Origin of the sequence: Streptomyces sp. DG1A-41 (assembly GCF_037055355.1) — a bacterium.
Taxonomy (GTDB): Bacteria; Actinomycetota; Actinomycetes; order Streptomycetales; family Streptomycetaceae; genus Streptomyces.
In genome coordinates this window covers 4,045,981-4,061,069 of record NZ_CP146350.1, presented here as the reverse complement: position 1 = coordinate 4,061,069, position 15,089 = coordinate 4,045,981, and the positions used below count along the sequence as shown (strand labels likewise).

The following is a 15,089-nucleotide window of genomic DNA, read 5'->3' as shown; positions in this document are numbered from 1 at the left end:
CGAATGCGGGGAAGATCCGACCTGGGAAGGACGGACGTCATGCCCTGGTCGTACGGCAGTTGTACGCCCTCGGACCACCGTCGGGCCCTGGTGCCACCGGCGGCGTCAGCCCGCCCGGCGCGCGGTGAGCAGCAGGTACTCCCACTCCAGGACGGTCCGGCCCCCGCCCGTCCCCAGGTCGCCGTCGCGGGCGAGCTCCACCAGGTCGCGGTCGAGGGCGGCGGTGCGCTCGGAGTCGCCGGCGATGTTCTTGTAGACGGTGATGGTGGGGCCGTAGCGCTCCTTGAAGTAGTCGCGGAACACCTCGGGCGTCTCGAAGCGCTCGACCCGGACGGTCCGGCGCTCGGCGCGCACGTCCGTGACCCGGTCGCCGAGGAGCGCGCGCACATGGTCCTCGTCCCCCCACAGCGGGGGCGGCTGCGCGCCCGGCGGGGGCGGGGGCGCGTACGGCTTCATCGTGGCGAACATCCGGCCGATGAAGCCCTGCGGCGTCCAGCTCAGCAGGCCGATGGTGCCGCCCGGACGGCAGACCCGGACGAGTTCGCCGGCGGCCCGCTGGTGGTGCGGGGCGAACATCACCCCGACACAGGACATGACGACATCGAACTCCGCGTCGCCGAAGGGCAGGGCCTCGGCGTCGGCCTCCTGCCACGTGAGGTGGGCCCCCTGCTGCTCGGCAACGCGCCTGGCCTTCGAACAGCTCCGGAGTCAGGTCCGAGGCGACCACGTCCGCGCCGGCCAGGGCCGCCGGGATCGCGGCGTTGCCGGTGCCGGCGCCCACGTCCAGCACTCGCCGGCCGGAGCGCACCCCGCACGCCTCGACCAGGATCGCCCCGAGACCGGGAATGACCTCGGCGGCCAGGGAGGGGTAGTCGCCCTGCGCCCACATCGCCCGGTGCTTGGCCTTCAGAGCCCGGTCGGCCTCGGCCGCACTGTTCTGCATCGTCATGGCTGCGCTCCTACCGGTCGGGCGTGTTCCCCGCGGCGGCTTCGGTGCCGCTCCTTCGAGCGTAGGGACGCGGGCGCCATCTTTCTCGTCGAGTCTCGTCGAGGGACCGCTGCGCCGCGGAGGCACGGGGGCCTCGCGGAGACGCCTTGGTCGGCGGTCAGGGGAGGCGCCCTATTCGGCCGTGGGAGCCGCCGTCAGGTCCTGCGCCGCGGCTCGTTTGATCGCGGCATCGCGCCTGCGGACGTACCAGATGCCGATCAGCCCCAGCCCGCCCCCGGCCAGGCAGGTCCACAGCCACCACGTGTGGCCCTGGTCGTCGAACCAGCCGTAGAAGGGGAGCTGGACCAGGAACAGGACGAACCAGAGGATCGTGAGGCCGGTGACGGTGGCGACCACGGGGCCCTCCAGGGGCTCCGGCGCCTCGTGTCTGGGGGTCCATTTCGCCATGGGGACAGCTTACGAGGCGATCAGGTCTACGCGCGGAGATGTGCGATCCAGACCTTATATGTTCATACTGAAACGGTTTGTGTCTGACCACTTCTCTTCGTAGGAAACACCAAACACATGTCCTCCTCGGCTCCCGCCAAGGTCCCCGCCCCTGATCAGCCGGGAGCCGGGCCCACGTACGGCGCACTCGACCGCTTCTTCCGGATCTCCGAGCGCGGCGGCACGCTGCCCCGTGAGGTCCGGGGCGGTCTCGCCACCTTCTTCGCGATGGCCTACATCATCGTGCTGAACCCGATCATCCTCGGCAGCGCGAAGGACATGTACGGACACCAGCTCGACAACGGACAGCTGGTCACCGCGACGGCCCTCACGGCCGCGCTCACCACCCTCCTCATGGGTGTCATCGGCAACGTGCCGATCGCGCTCGCCGCCGGCCTCGGCGTGAACTCCGTCGTCGCCCTCCAGCTCGCCCCGCGCATGTCCTGGCCGGACGCGATGGGCATGGTGGTGCTCGCCGGGTTCGTGGTCATGCTGCTGGTCGCCACGGGGCTGCGCGAGCGCGTGATGAACGCCGTCCCCTACGGGCTGCGCAAGGCCATCTCCATCGGCATCGGCCTGTTCATCATGCTGATCGGGCTCGTCGACGCCGGGTTCGTCTCCCGTATCCCGGACGCCGCCCAGACCACCGTGCCGCTCCAGCTCGGCGGCGACGGTCACCTCAACGGCTGGCCGGTGCTGGTCTTCGTCCTGGGCGTGCTGCTCACCCTCGCGCTCATCGTGCGCAAGGTCTCCGGCGCGATCCTGATCTCGATCGTCGCCATGACCGTCGTGGCCGTGGTCATCGAGGCCGTGGCCAAGGTGCCGAGCTGGGGCCTCACCACCCCGAAGTGGCCGGGCAACCCGGTCGCCGGCCCCGACTTCGGGCTGGTCGGGCAGGTCAGCCTGTTCGGCGGCTTCGAGAAGGTCGGCGTGCTGACCGGTGTGCTGTTCGTCTTCACCGTGCTGCTCTCGTGCTTCTTCGACGCGATGGGCACGATCATGGGCGTCTCGGACGAGGCGAAGCTGACCGACGCGCAGGGGCAGATGCCCGGCATCAACAAGGTGCTGTTCGTCGACGGCCTCGCGGTCGCCGCCGGCGGTGCCAGCTCCTCCTCGGCGACCACCGCCTTCGTCGAGTCCACGGCCGGTGTCGGCGAGGGTGCCCGTACCGGCCTCGCGAACGTCGTCACCGGCTCTCTCTTCGCCGTCGCCCTCTTCCTGACGCCGGTCGCCACGATGGTGCCCTCCCAGGCGGCGACCCCGGCCCTGTTCGCGGTCGGCTTCCTGATCCTGGCCGGTTCGGTCAGGGAGATCGACTGGGCGGACCACACGATCGCCATCCCGGCCTTCGTGACGATGCTGATGATGCCGTTCACGTACTCGATCACCAACGGCATCGGCATGGGCTTCATCACCTTCGTGGTGCTGCGCCTGGCGGCGGGGCGGGGCCGGGAGGTGCCGACGGCGATGTACGCGGTGGCGGCGGTGTTCGCGTTCTACTACCTGATGCCGGCACTGGGCCTGACCTGATCCTCGTCCCCGGAGTCGGATGAGCCGTAGAACCTCTCCGTCTCCTCGACGGCGGTCTGGAACCGTTCGTCGAAGTCATCCCGAACGAGCGTCCGGACGACGTAGTCCTGGACGCTCATTCCCCTTTCGCGGCATGGTGCCGGAGCCGCTGAAGCAGCTCGTGGTCTATTCGCAGGCTGAGCACACTGGTCCCCATGACCATGAGGGTCGCGGCACCGTTCGGTGCGGTGTGTCACGTTCCGCCGCCAGACCACCCATATGAGTGATGTCACGCTGCAGTGGTCAGGGTCACGGGCGTTCCCGCGTGTCCCGGGTAGTCCTTAGCGAGAGTAATGAGTTACGCTAAAGAACATGCCGGACCTCAGCCATGGCGACGATGTAGCCGCCGTGAACTCCCTCCGATCCGCCGTGATGCGGCTGTCCCGTCGGCTCAAGCACCAGCGGGTCGACGAGTCGCTCAGCCCGACCGAGATGTCGGTGCTCGGCACCCTGTCCCTGTGCGGCAGGGCCACACCGGGCGAGCTCGCCCGCAAGGAGCATGTCCAGCCGCCCTCGATGACCCGCATCGTGGCGCTGCTGGAGTCCAAGGGACTGGTCCGTCTGGAGCCGCACCCCGAGGACCGGCGCCAGAAGGTCGTCACGCGCACCGAGCAGGCCGAAGCGATGCTCGAGGAGAGCCGCCGCAAGCGGAACGCGTTCCTGGCCTCGCTGGTGGAGAACCTCGACGAGGACGAGTGGGCGAAACTCCGCGCCGCCGCCCCCGTGCTGGAGAAGCTCGCGCATCTGTAAGTCGTATGTCGCAAGGAGGCGAACCCTTTGAGTTCGGGACCCGGAGCAGCTTCCGTCCCCGCACCTGATCCCCACGACTCCCCGCCCACCTCCGACACGCACCCGCGCAAGTCCTCGATGTTCTCCTCCCTGAAGGTCAGGAACTACCGCCTGTTCTTCATGGGCCAGGTCGTCTCCAACATCGGCACCTGGATGCAGCGCATCGCCCAGGACTGGCTGGTCCTCAGCCTCACCGGCTCCTCGGCGGCCGTCGGCATAACGACGGCACTCCAGTTCCTGCCGATGCTGCTCTTCGGCCTCTACGGCGGTGTCCTCGTCGACCGGCTGCGCAAGCGGCCCACCCTGCTCGTCACCCAGTCGTCGATGGCCCTCACCGCCCTCGCCCTCGCCGCCGCCGTCCTCACCGGCCATGTCCAGGTGTGGCACGTGTACGTCGCCGCCTTCGCGGTCGGTCTCGCCACGGTGGTCGACAACCCGGCCCGGCAGTCCTTCGTCTCCGAGCTGGTCGGCCCGAAGCAGTTGCAGAACGCGGTCAGCCTGAACTCGGCGAACTTCCAGTCCGCCCGCCTGGTCGGCCCCGCCGTCGCGGGCATACTGATCACCGGCGTCGGCACCGGCTACGCGTTCCTCTTCAACGGCCTGTCCTTCATCGCGCCGCTCACCGGCCTGCTGCTGATGCGCGCCCGCGATCTGCACGTCGTCGAGCGCGCCCCGCGCGGCAAGGGGCAGCTGCGTGAGGGCGTCCGCTATGTCACCGGCCGCCCGGAGCTGATCTGGCCGATCGTCCTGGTCGGGTTCGTCGGCACCTTCGCCTTCAACTTCCCCGTCTACCTCTCGGCCTTCGCGGACGACGTGTTCCACGCGGGCGCGGGCGCCTACAGCATGTTCAACACGCTGATGGCGGTCGGCTCGGTCGCGGGCGCGCTGCTCGCCGCCCGGCGCGGCACGGCCCGGCTGCGGCTGCTGATCGCGGCGGCCCTGGTCTTCGGCGCGCTGGAGATGGTGGCGGCCACGACACCGACGCTGTGGATGTTCGCCCTGCTCATGGTCCCGCTGGGTCTGTTCGGCATGACGGTCAACGTCACGACGAACACCAGCATCCAGATGTCCACGGACCCGGCCATGCGCGGCCGTGTCATGGCCCTCTACATGATGGTCTTCCTCGGCGGCTCCCCGGTCGGCGCGCCGATCGTCGGCTGGATCACCGACACCTACGGCGCCCGGGCCGGCCTCGCGGCCGGCGGTGCCGTCGCGGCCGTCGCCGCGGCCGTGATCGGCCTGATCCTGGCCCGCGTCGGCAACCTCCGCCTGTCGGTCGGCTGGCACCGCGGCCACCCACGGGTGCGGTTCGTCCCCCGGGAGCAGCAGGAGGAACTGGCGCCGGCGGCGTAGGGCGGGGCGAGGGCGGCAGACTGGCCGTATGAGACTCTTCGCCGCCGTGCTGCCCCCCGATGAGGTGCGTCGTGAACTCGGCGCCGTGGTCGACGAGTTGCGCAAGCTGCCCGGTGCCGACGGGATGCGCTGGACCGGCCGTCCCGGCTGGCACTTCACGCTCGCCTTTTACGGTGAGGTCGACGACGACCTCGTACCCGAGCTGTCGGCCCGCCTGGAGCGCACCGCGCACCGTACCGCCCCCTTCCCGCTGGCCGTGCGCGGTGGTGGTCAGTTCGGGCACGGCAAGGCGCTGTGGGCCGGGGCCGAAGGTGACCTGGCGACCCTGCGGCTGCTGGCCGAACGGGCGGAGGCGGCGGGGCGGAAGGCGGGTGTGCCGATGGGGGAGCACCGCCGGTACAAGCCCCACCTGTCGGTGGCACGGAGCCGGGAGGCCGGGGACGTGCGAGCGTATGTGGACGCCCTGGCCGGATTCACGGGCCGGACCTGGACGGTGGACGAGCTGGCGCTGGTGCGGAGCAATCTGCCGACGTCGGGGGTTCCGGGGAGCAGCCCCGGTACGAGGCGGTCGCCCGCTGGGCGCTCGGCGACGCCGGTTAGGCTCGGTGGCGTGGACCCGAAAACCCGCAACCGGATCATGGCCGGTGTGCTTGTGCTGATGTTCTTTGTCGTCGCCTTGGCTTCCGTGTTCGGGAGGTAGGGCAGCGGCCGGGGAACTGCGCCTAGTTGTCGGCCGCGGGCCGGTGGGATCCTGTCGCGCAGTTCCCCGCGCCCTGAAAAGAAGGGCGCCTGCCCTCGGCGAGCTACCAGGCGAAGGCCTCAGGGCTCGGGCCCGGGCCCGGGAAGATCTCGTCCAGTCCGGTCAGGAGCTCCTCGGACAGCTCCAGCTCGGCCGCGCGCAGGGCGGAGTCGAGCTGCTCGCCGGTGCGCGGGCCGACGATCGGGCCGGTCACGCCGGGGCGGGTGAGCAGCCAGGCCAGCGCGGCCTCGCCGGGCTCGATGCCGTGCTTGTCGAGCAGGTCCTCGTAGGACTGGATCTGCGCGCGGACGGCGGGGTCGGCGAGCGCGTCGGCCGCGCGGCCGGAGGCGCGGCGTTTGCCCTCGACCTCCTTCTTGAGGACACCGCCCAGCAGACCGCCGTGCAGCGGCGACCAGGGGATGACGCCGAGGCCGTAGTCCTGAGCGGCCGGGATGACCTCCATCTCGGCACGCCGCTCGGCGAGGTTGTACAGGCACTGCTCGCTGACCAGCCCGATGGTCCCGCCCCGCCGGGCGGCGATCTCGTTGGCCTGGGCGATCTTGTAGCCGGGGAAGTTCGACGACCCGACGTAGAGGATCTTGCCCTGCTGGACCAGGACGTCGATCGCCTGCCAGATCTCCTCGAACGGCGTGTGCCGGTCGATGTGGTGGAACTGGTAGACGTCGATGTAGTCGGTCTGGAGCCGCTTGAGGCTGGCGTCCACGGCCCGCCGGATGTTGACGGCGGAGAGCTTGTCGTGGTTGGGCCAGGCCGGTCCGTCGGCGCCCATGTTGCCGTACACCTTCGTGGCGAGGACGACCTTGTCGCGCCGTCCCTCGCCCTTGGCGAACCAGTTGCCGATGATGCTCTCGGTACGGCCCTTGTTCTCGCCCCAGCCGTACACGTTGGCGGTGTCGAAGAAGTTGATGCCCGCGTCCAGCGCCGCGTCCATGATGGCGTGGCTGTCGGCCTCGTCGGTCTGCGGGCCGAAGTTCATGGTGCCGAGGACGAGCCGGCTGACCTTGAGTCCTGTACGTCCGAGCTGCGTGTACTCCATGCTGCCCAAGCCAACGTGTTGAAGTGCGCTCCAAGCAAGCGCGTGTTGACCTCGGAGGTGGGGAGGGCCCCCGGTCCGCATCGGGTGACAGCTTCAGCGATTCGCGCGGTTCACGCCTCTACCGTGCTGGTGACGGTCATCGTGGCGCTCCTCCCCGGCCACCCCATGGACGTGGCCAGCCGCGCAGCACAACGATACGCACGGTGACTACGACACGAGGAAGAGCGCATATGCCAGACCAGCCCGGCACCGACTACCTCGTCCAGCTCCTCCGCACCACCCTCGGCGACTCCCTCCTCGGCATCTACCTGCACGGCTCCGCCACCCTCGGCGGCCTGCGCCCGCACAGCGACATCGACGTCCTGGCCGTCGTACGGGACCGCACGACGCGCGCCCAACGCCGGGCGCTGGTCGAGGAGTTGCTCAAGGTGTCCGGCGTGGACGGGCGGCGGCACGTGGAGCTGATCGTCGTCGTGCAGGACGACGTACGGCCCTGGCGCTACCCACCCACCTGCGACTTCCTCTACGGCGACTGGCTGCGCGAGGACTACGAGCGCGGGGTGACCCCGGCCCCCGAGCCCAGCCCCGACCTCGCGCCACTCCTCACGGTGGTCCTGCGCGCCGGCGCCCCGCTCCACGGGCCGCCGCCCGCCCACCTCCTCGACCCCGTCCCGCACGACGACCTCAGGCGGGCCGTCGTCGCCGGCGTGCCGGAGCTCATGGACGAACTGGACACCGACACCCGCAACGTGCTGCTCACCCTCGCCCGGATCTGGACCACCCTCACCACCGGGACCATCCGCTCGAAGGACGCGGCAGCCGCGTGGGCGCTCGACCGGCTCCCCGCCGAGCACCGGCCCGCCCTCGCCCGCGCCCGGGCCGTCCATCTGGGGGAGGAGGCAGAGCGCTGGGACGACCTGGCGCCCCGGCCCTGCGCGGAGTTCCTGACCAGGATGATCACGGACAGTTACTCCTCGTAGGACTCGCCCAGGTCCCAGGCCTGGTACATCGCCTCCGCGAAGGCCGCCGCGATCTTGTGCTCGCCGCTGTCGTTGGGGTGGGTGCCGTCGTAGGTGTCGGCGTGGATGTCGTACGACGGCGGGGTCGAGGCCAGGAGGACGGGTGAGCCGGGCTCGTCGAGGTCCGCGGCCGTCTTCGCCAGCAGTTCGTTGAAGCGGGCGACCTCGGTGGCGAAGGCCGGGTCGGACTCGGCCCGCACGTTCGGGGTCACCGGCAGCCACACCATCCGCACCCGCCGGTTCGCCGCCCGCGCCTCGGCCGCGAAGGCCCGGACGTTCTCGGCGGTCTGCTCGGCGTTCGTGTAGAAGCCCAGGTCGATGAGGCCGAGGGAGACCAGGAGGACGTCCGCGCGGCACGACCGCACCGCCTCGCCGATCAGCGGCGCCATGTGCAGCCAGCCCTCGCCCCAGCCGGCCAGGTGGGCACGCGGGAACTCCGGGTCCGCGTACGCGTACGAGGTCGGGGCGTCGGCGAGCTTGTCGTGAAGCGTCTCGCGCGGGCCGACGAGGGTGAAGGAACCGCCGTAGGACCGGCACAGGTGCTGCCACATCCGATAGCGCCACGTGTGTTCGCCCGCGCTCCCGATCGTCATGGAGTCACCGACGGGCATGAACCTGAGCATCCGCTCATCATGAACGATCCAGCCGCCGGACGGGGTGTGAGTCGGACCACGCGTGGTGGCCGACGGCGCGTGCTTGGTCGGCCGGAAACCCGTGATCCGCCATGCCGCGCACCCGGCCGACCACTGCGGCCGGCCCCGCACCGCGGTTGCCAAGCGTCCGCCGCCCGCTGGGCGCCTGCGGTCCGCGAGGCGTCCCCGGCCGCCACACGTCGGCGTTCCGCCGCGCGCCGCCAACGTCCCCAGCCGCTGGCCGGCCGCCGCGGCTTCCCCGGCCGCTGGCCGGCACCCGTCCGCAGCCGTCGCGCGTCCGTGGACCCCGCACGTGGGCGTTCCGCCGCGTGTCCGCCGTCGCCGATGTTCCCAGCCGCTGGCTGGCCGTCATGCGTCCCCGGGGGCCGCCGGCCGTCCGTCGGCCGCCGCGCATCAATCCGCCCCGCATCCGCGATCCAGACCGCATCCGCGATCCGCCAGGCAACCGAAGCCCGCCAGTCGCTCGTGTCTCTCCGGCCCTCGTGATCTGTCACGCCCGTGATCCGACACCCCGATGAACCGCGGAGCGGGATGGCAGGCTTGGGGGCATGCGCCGACCGTTCGCCATCCTCGCCGCGGCCCTTCTCGTGGGTGCCTTCGCCGTGCCCGCCTCAGCCGCCGACGGCGACGAGGACTTCACGATCAAGGACCCGCGCATCACCGAGTCCAGTGGTCTGGCCGCATCCCGTCTCCACCCCGGCATCTACTGGACGCACAACGACAGCGACGACGGCCCCTACATCTACGCCGTCGACAGCGGGACGGGTGAGACCGTCGCCCGTCTCACGCTCACCGGCGTCGGCACGCCCCGGGACGTCGAGGCCATCTCCGTCGGGCCGGGCAACCGGATCTACGTCGGTGACATCGGCGACAACCTCGGCGGCAGCTGGCCCCATGTGTGGATCTACGAGCTGCCCGAGCCGAAGACGCTGAAGGACCAGACGATCCGGGCCACGCAGTACGTCGTGAAGTACTCCGACGGGGCCCGTGACGCCGAGTCCCTCGTCGTGCACCCGAAGACCGGCCGTGTCTACATCGTCGACAAGAACGAGCAGGGCGGGCACCTGTACGAGGGGCCCGCCGCGCTCTCCGCCTCGGGCACGAACGTCTTCCGGCCCGTCGCGGCCGTGCCCGACCTGGAGGCCACCGACGCCACGCTCTCCCCGGACGGCGAACACCTCGTCGTGCGCAGCTACTTCGGCGCGATCGCGTACGACTGGAACGGCGGGAAGATCAAGCGGAAGGAGCGGCTCGGCGTGCCGTTCCTCGGGCAGGGCGAGTCCGTCACGTACACCGCCGACGGGACGAGGCTCATGTACGGCGCCGAGGGGGCCGACAGCTCGGTGGAGGGGCAGGACGCGCCCGGTGGGGCCAAGTCCTCTTCCGGCGGCGGGACTTCCGCCGCGCGGGGCGACGGCGACAGCGGCGACGGGCTCAGTGGCAACCTCGAGGCCGGCGCCATCGCCGTGGCCGTCGCCTGCGCCGCCCTGCTCGGTCTGCGCGGACTGAGGCGGCGCAGGTAGCAACCGGGAGGTGGCGCGGCCGGCAGCCGAAGGCGGCGACGGCTTACGAGGCCGACTCGCCACGGCGTTGCGCCACGAGGACCTCCAACCCGTCCAGGATCCGCTGGAGTCCGAACCCGAAGTGGTCGAAGTCGGGATCGAACGTGTCCTCGGAGAGCGACGCCATCACCGGGTAGCGGCCCGACGCCAGGACCTTCTCCAGCATCGGCACCTGCGCCTGCCAGAACTCCGCGTCCGTCAGGCCCGTCCGGCGCTCCGCCTCCTGCTGGTAGAGCTGCGTGCGCGCGGCCCCGACGACGTACCCGTCGATCATGATGATCGTGGAGACGAGCTCGGGGTCGGTCAGCCCCATCGGGCGGATCAGGGTGAGGACCTTCTCCATGCCGTCCATGGCGCTCGGGCCGAGGATCGGGCGGGACTGGTTGACCTGGAGCAGCCAGGGATGGCGGCGGTAGAGGGCGAGGGTCTCACGGGCCATGGCCTCCAGGGCGGCGCGCCAGCCGCCGTCGCCCAGGTCTGCCGGATTCTCCGAGGGGCGCTGGACCCGGTCCAGCATCAGGTCGAGCAGCTCGCCCTTGCCGGGGACGTACCGGTAGAGCGACATCGTGCCGGTGCCGAGTTCGGCGGCGACGCGGCGCATGGAGAGCCTCTCCAGACCTTCCGTGTCCGCGACCTGGACGGCCGCTTCCACGATCCGGTCCCGGGTCAGGGTCGGCTTGGGACCGCGGCTGGGACGCCGACCGGTGTCCCACAGCAGTTCGAGGGTGCGGGCGATATCGCCGCTGCCGCTGGTCTCCGTACTGCCCGTACCGCCCGTACTGCTCGTGCCGCTCTCCATGGAGCCCAGCTTAGGTCCCCCGTAAAAAACTGGGTACGACGTACGCGAAACCGGGTACGCTGTACCCAGTTAGGTGCTGACGCAGGGCACGGGCACACGGGAGGGGCGGCATGGACGGATACGCGGTGCGGGCCGAGGCGCTGGAGAAGCGGTACGGCGAGAAACGCGCCCTCGACGGCTTCGACCTGGCAGTACGCGAGGGCACGGTGCACGGCCTGCTCGGGCCGAACGGGGCGGGCAAGACCACCGCCGTCCGCATCCTGTCCACGCTGATCCGGCTGGACGGGGGCAGGGCGACGGTCGCCGGTTGTGACGTGGTTCGGCAGGCGCGTGAGGTGCGCGCCCGGATCGGGCTCACGGGCCAGTACGCGGCGGTGGACGAGGTGCTCACCGGGCGGCAGAATTTGGAGATGTTCGGCCGGCTGTTCCACCTGGGCGGCAAGCGGGCCAGGCTCCGGGCCACCGAACTGCTGGAGCAGTTCGACCTGACCGACGCCGCCGACCGGGGTGTCGGCAAGTACAGCGGCGGCATGCGGCGCCGCCTCGACCTCGCCGCGTCGATGATCCTCGCCCCGGCCGTCCTCTTCCTCGACGAGCCGACGACCGGCCTTGACCCCCGTAGCCGCGGGGAGGTCTGGGAGTCCGTACGGGCGTTGGTGGCGGGCGGCACGACCGTGCTGCTGACCACGCAGTACCTGGAGGAGGCCGACAAGCTCGCCTCCCGCATCACCGTCATCGACCAGGGGCGGGCCATCGCCGACGACACCCCGGACGGGCTGAAGAACCTGGTCGGCGGCGACCGTGTCGAGGTCGTGGTCGCCGAGCGCGCCGAGATCCCGCGGGTGGTGAAGGTGGTCGCCCGGGTCGCGGACGGCGAACCCGAGGCGGACGAGACCGAGTTGCGCGTGCACGCTCCGGTCGCCGACCGGGTCGCGGCGCTCACCGAAGTGGCGCGGACCCTCCAGGACGAGGGCGTCCGCGTCGAGGACATCGGGTTGCGCAGGCCGAGCCTCGACGACGTGTTCCTGCGCCTGACCGGACACCGGACCGAGAAGGAGGCCGCAGCGTGAGTGTCGTCGACCTGAGCACCCCGAGCACGCGGAGCGGTGCGTACTGGCTGCTCGCCGACTGCTGGAACATCGTCCGCCGCGGCCTGACCCACTACCAGCGCCAGCCCGTCAACATCGCCTGGCAGCTCGGCTTCCCGATCCTCTCCGTGCTGCTCTACGGCTATGTCTTCGGCAGCGCCATGAAGGTGCCGGGCGGCGGGGACTACACGGACTACCTGATGCCCGGCATGTTCGCGATGACCATGGCGTTCGGCTTCATCAACACGGCGACCCTCGTGGTCCACGACTCCACCAAGGGAGTCATCGACCGCTTCCGCTCCATGCCGATGGCATCCTCCGCCGTGGTGGCCGGGCGCGGCGTCACCGATCTGCTCGTCGCCTGCGCCGAGTTGACCATCATGATGCTCACCGCGCTCGCCATGGGCTGGCGGCCGAACGGCGGCCTCGGCTTCCTGGCCGCGTTCGGGCTGCTGCTGTGGCTGCGGTTCGCGCTGATCTGGATCGGGGTGTGGCTCGGACTGCTCGTGCCCAACCCGGAGGCCGCGGGCGGCCTGTTCGCGGTCGCCTTCCCGCTGACCATGATCTCCAGCATCTTCGTCGCGCCCCAGCTCATGCCCGACTGGCTGGGCTGGGTGGCGCTCTGGAACCCGATCTCCTCCACGGCGGCGGCGACCCGCGAGCTGTTCGGCACGCCGGTCGGCGGTGACACCTGGGTCGAGCAGCACGCGCTGCTGATGGCCGGGGTATGGCCGGTGATCCTGACGCTGATCTTCCTGCCGCTGGCGGTGCGGCGGTTCAGGAAGCTGAGCCGTTGACATACGGCTCCGCAGGCGGCTCGGGGCGGATCAGCAGGGCGGTACGAACTGGTCGTTGACCGTGCTCTCGGTGGTGTGCGACCTGCCCCAGTAGCCCTTGCCCTCGGGGGTCGTCCGGGGCGGGTCGTGCACGCGCCACCGGATGCGGTTGCCGTCCGGCCCGCGCTCGCCCGGGATCGAGCAGTGCACCTCGGCCGTGTCCCCGGCGGACTTGTTGAAGCCGCCCTGGGGATCGAAGGACGGAACGTCGCGCCAGGATGGGCCGCACGCCCGGCTGCGAGTCGGTGAACCGTCCGACGGCGGGTGCGGCTGGTGTGGCAGGTGCCGGCTCGGCCGCGTGTGCCGCGCCGGGCAGCCCGCCCACGATGAGGACGGAGGCCGCGGCCACCGCCGCGGCGCTCGGGTTGCGTCGACAGGCGTCGCGCTGTTCTCCTCGTGGACGCGGATCACTGAGTGCCGCAAACGGCGCCAGGCGGGGCAGCGCGGCCTCCTCGTCCCCAGAGGTCTCAGGGTCCGCCCCTGCGTTCGTATTGACGTGCTCATTGCGATCTGGCTTCCATGGGGGGTGCGGGAGTGGGAGCGCTCCCACTTGATTCCGGCCCGCGCCCCGAGAGGAAGCAGCCATGTTCCGCACTCTGCGAAGAGCGCTGTGCGTCGCCGCGGCGCTCCTGTTGCCCCTGGCCGGTACGCAGTCGGCACACGCCGACGTCGACGCGCAGGCCGGCGCCGGCGACTGGCACACCAGCGGCCGGCAGATCCTGGACGCGGCCGGGCAGCCGGTCCGTATCGCCGGTGTCAACTGGTTCGGCTTCGAGACCGCGAACCACGTCGTCCACGGCCTGTGGGCCCGCGACTACAAGAGCATGATCGACCAGATGAAGTCGCTGGGCTACAACACCATCCGGATGCCCTACAGCGACGACATCCTCAAGCCCGGCACCATGCCCGACAGCATCAGTTACGACGGCAAGAACACCGACCTGCGCGGGCTGACGTCCCTGCAGGTCCTGGACCGGATCGTGGCGTACGCCGGACAGGCCGGGCTCAAGATCGTCCTCGACCGGCACCGCCCGGACGCGGCGGGCCAGTCGGCGCTCTGGTACACGGCGTCGGTCCCCGAGTCGACCTGGATCACCAACCTCAAGTCCCTGGCGGCGCGTTACCGGGGCAACCCCACGGTCGTCGGCATCGACCTGCACAACGAGCCCCGCGACCCCGCCTGCTGGGGCTGCGGCGACACGACCCGGGACTGGCGGCTGGCCGCCCAGCGCGCGGGCAACGCGGTGCTGTCGGTCAACCCCGAGCTGCTGATCATGGTCGAGGGCGTGCAGTCGTACAACGGCGCGAACGGCTGGTGGGGCGGCAACCTCATGGGCGTCGCCGAGCACCCGGTCCAGCTGGACGTCCCGAACCGGCTGGTGTACTCGGCCCACGACTACGCCACGTCGGTGGCCCAGCAGCCCTGGTTCGGCGACCCGTCCTTCCCCGCCAACATGCCGGGGGTCTGGGACAGGTACTGGGGCTACATCTTCAAGCAGAACATCGCGCCGGTGTGGCTCGGTGAGTTCGGTACGACGCTCCAGTCGGCGGTGGACCAGAAGTGGCTGTCCGCGCTGGTGACGTACCTGCGGTCGACGTCGGCTCACGGTGCCGACAGCTTCCACTGGACGTTCTGGTCCTGGAACCCCAACTCCGGTGACACGGGCGGGATCCTGAAGGACGACTGGCAGACCGTGGACACCGTGAAGGACGGGTACCTGGCGGCCATCAAGGCGCCGGGCTTCGAGGGCGGCGGGCCGGGGCCCGACCCGGGCGGCCCGGGCGGTGGCACCGCCGCCTGCTCTGCCGCCTACACGGTGAGCAGTGACTGGGGCGGCGGTTTCAACGCCGAGGTCAAGGTGACCAACACGGGCAGTGTTCCGCTCAAGTCCTGGAAGGTGAGCTGGACCTGGACCGGCTCTCAGAAGGTCACCAGCATGTGGAACGCGTCGCACACCCAGAGCGGCGCGACCGTCACGGCGGTGAACGCCGCGCACAACGGGAGCGTGCCGGCGGGCGGTTCGGCGAGCTTCGGCCTGGGCGGTGCGCCCGGGGGCGGGGGTGCGCCGAGCGTGAGCTGTACGGCGACCTGACCGCGCAGTGAGGTGAGGGGGAGACGTGTCGAGAATCGTCAGAACACCCCTATCTCTGAAGGCACATCACCACGTGCGACGACTCGAATCGGTCAAG

Annotated in this window: 13 protein-coding genes and 3 pseudogenes; 9 read left to right on the top strand and 7 right to left on the bottom strand. The window is 70.7% G+C overall.

Annotated features, from left to right (window positions below; genetic code table 11):
- Positions 1 to 105: 105 nt before the first annotated feature.
- Positions 106 to 639: pseudogene (locus tag V8690_RS18725) on the bottom strand (methyltransferase domain-containing protein); the annotation flags it as partial.
- 481 nt (positions 640 to 1,120) lie between these two features.
- The gene (locus tag V8690_RS18720) at positions 1,121 to 1,396 is read right to left on the bottom strand and encodes a DUF2530 domain-containing protein (protein WP_338780345.1); all 276 of its coding nucleotides are present in this window, start codon (positions 1,394 to 1,396) and stop codon (positions 1,121 to 1,123) included.
- Between the two features lie 117 nt (positions 1,397 to 1,513).
- Here V8690_RS18720 and V8690_RS18715 point away from each other — a divergent pair, with 117 nt between their 5' ends.
- A complete protein-coding gene (locus tag V8690_RS18715; RefSeq protein WP_338780343.1) occupies positions 1,514 to 2,965 on the top strand; it encodes an NCS2 family permease in 1,452 nt (483 codons plus the stop codon).
- On the opposite strand, the pseudogene V8690_RS18710 reads toward V8690_RS18715, so the two are convergent.
- Positions 2,935 to 3,161 (bottom strand): annotated as a pseudogene (locus tag V8690_RS18710) (ribbon-helix-helix protein, CopG family). The gene V8690_RS18715 and the pseudogene V8690_RS18710 overlap by 31 nt on opposite strands.
- Positions 3,162 to 3,316: 155 nt before the next feature.
- On the opposite strand from V8690_RS18710, the gene V8690_RS18705 reads away from it, so the two are divergent.
- From V8690_RS18705 to thpR, 3 genes and pseudogenes are all read left to right on the top strand, one after another.
- Entirely contained in the window at positions 3,317 to 3,754 is a 438-nt protein-coding gene (locus tag V8690_RS18705) for a MarR family transcriptional regulator (RefSeq protein WP_010035858.1), read from the top strand.
- A 27-nt stretch (positions 3,755 to 3,781) separates the two neighbouring features.
- Positions 3,782 to 5,146 carry an MFS transporter gene (locus V8690_RS18700; RefSeq protein WP_338780340.1) on the top strand — a complete coding sequence of 455 codons (1,365 nt, stop codon included), beginning with the start codon at positions 3,782 to 3,784 and terminating at the stop codon, positions 5,144 to 5,146.
- Positions 5,147 to 5,174: 28 nt separating this feature from the next.
- Positions 5,175 to 5,746 (top strand): annotated as a pseudogene (thpR, locus tag V8690_RS18695) (RNA 2',3'-cyclic phosphodiesterase).
- A gap of 203 nt (positions 5,747 to 5,949) precedes the next feature.
- On the opposite strand, the gene V8690_RS18690 reads toward thpR, so the two are convergent.
- Entirely contained in the window at positions 5,950 to 6,942 is a 993-nt protein-coding gene (locus V8690_RS18690) for an aldo/keto reductase (RefSeq protein ID WP_338780338.1), read from the bottom strand.
- A 230-nt stretch (positions 6,943 to 7,172) separates the two neighbouring features.
- On the opposite strand from V8690_RS18690, the gene V8690_RS18685 reads away from it, so the two are divergent.
- Positions 7,173 to 7,922 carry an aminoglycoside adenylyltransferase family protein gene (locus V8690_RS18685; protein ID WP_338780336.1) on the top strand — a complete coding sequence of 250 codons (750 nt, stop codon included), beginning with the start codon at positions 7,173 to 7,175 and terminating at the stop codon, positions 7,920 to 7,922.
- Here V8690_RS18685 and V8690_RS18680 read toward each other — a convergent pair.
- Complete coding sequence (locus tag V8690_RS18680) at positions 7,910 to 8,584, bottom strand: GDSL-type esterase/lipase family protein (RefSeq protein WP_338780334.1); 675 nt, start codon at positions 8,582 to 8,584, stop codon at positions 7,910 to 7,912. The genes V8690_RS18685 and V8690_RS18680 overlap by 13 nt on opposite strands.
- 578 nt (positions 8,585 to 9,162) lie before the next feature.
- Between V8690_RS18680 and V8690_RS18675 the strand changes: the two genes are divergently transcribed.
- Positions 9,163 to 10,137, top strand: a complete 975-nt coding sequence (locus tag V8690_RS18675; RefSeq protein WP_338780332.1) for a WD40 repeat domain-containing protein — start codon at positions 9,163 to 9,165, stop codon at positions 10,135 to 10,137.
- A gap of 43 nt (positions 10,138 to 10,180) precedes the next feature.
- Here V8690_RS18675 and V8690_RS18670 read toward each other — a convergent pair whose 3' ends face one another.
- On the bottom strand, positions 10,181 to 10,975 hold the full coding sequence (locus tag V8690_RS18670) for a TetR/AcrR family transcriptional regulator (RefSeq protein WP_338780330.1): 795 nt from the start codon (positions 10,973 to 10,975) through the stop codon (positions 10,181 to 10,183).
- Positions 10,976 to 11,085: 110 nt separating this feature from the next.
- On the opposite strand from V8690_RS18670, the gene V8690_RS18665 reads away from it, so the two are divergent.
- A complete protein-coding gene (locus tag V8690_RS18665; protein WP_338780328.1) occupies positions 11,086 to 12,045 on the top strand; it encodes an ATP-binding cassette domain-containing protein in 960 nt (319 codons plus the stop codon).
- The gene (locus V8690_RS18660; RefSeq protein ID WP_338780326.1) at positions 12,042 to 12,860 is read left to right on the top strand and encodes an ABC transporter permease; all 819 of its coding nucleotides are present in this window, start codon (positions 12,042 to 12,044) and stop codon (positions 12,858 to 12,860) included. The genes V8690_RS18665 and V8690_RS18660 overlap by 4 nt, the downstream gene beginning before the upstream one ends.
- 30 nt (positions 12,861 to 12,890) lie before the next feature.
- Here V8690_RS18660 and V8690_RS18655 read toward each other — a convergent pair whose 3' ends face one another.
- Positions 12,891 to 13,049 (bottom strand): hypothetical protein, encoded by a 159-nt coding sequence (locus V8690_RS18655; RefSeq protein WP_338780324.1) that lies wholly within the window; start codon positions 13,047 to 13,049, stop codon positions 12,891 to 12,893.
- A gap of 434 nt (positions 13,050 to 13,483) precedes the next feature.
- On the opposite strand from V8690_RS18655, the gene V8690_RS18650 reads away from it, so the two are divergent.
- Entirely contained in the window at positions 13,484 to 14,992 is a 1,509-nt protein-coding gene (locus V8690_RS18650; protein WP_338780322.1) for a cellulase family glycosylhydrolase, read from the top strand.
- Positions 14,993 to 15,089 lie beyond the last annotated feature (97 nt).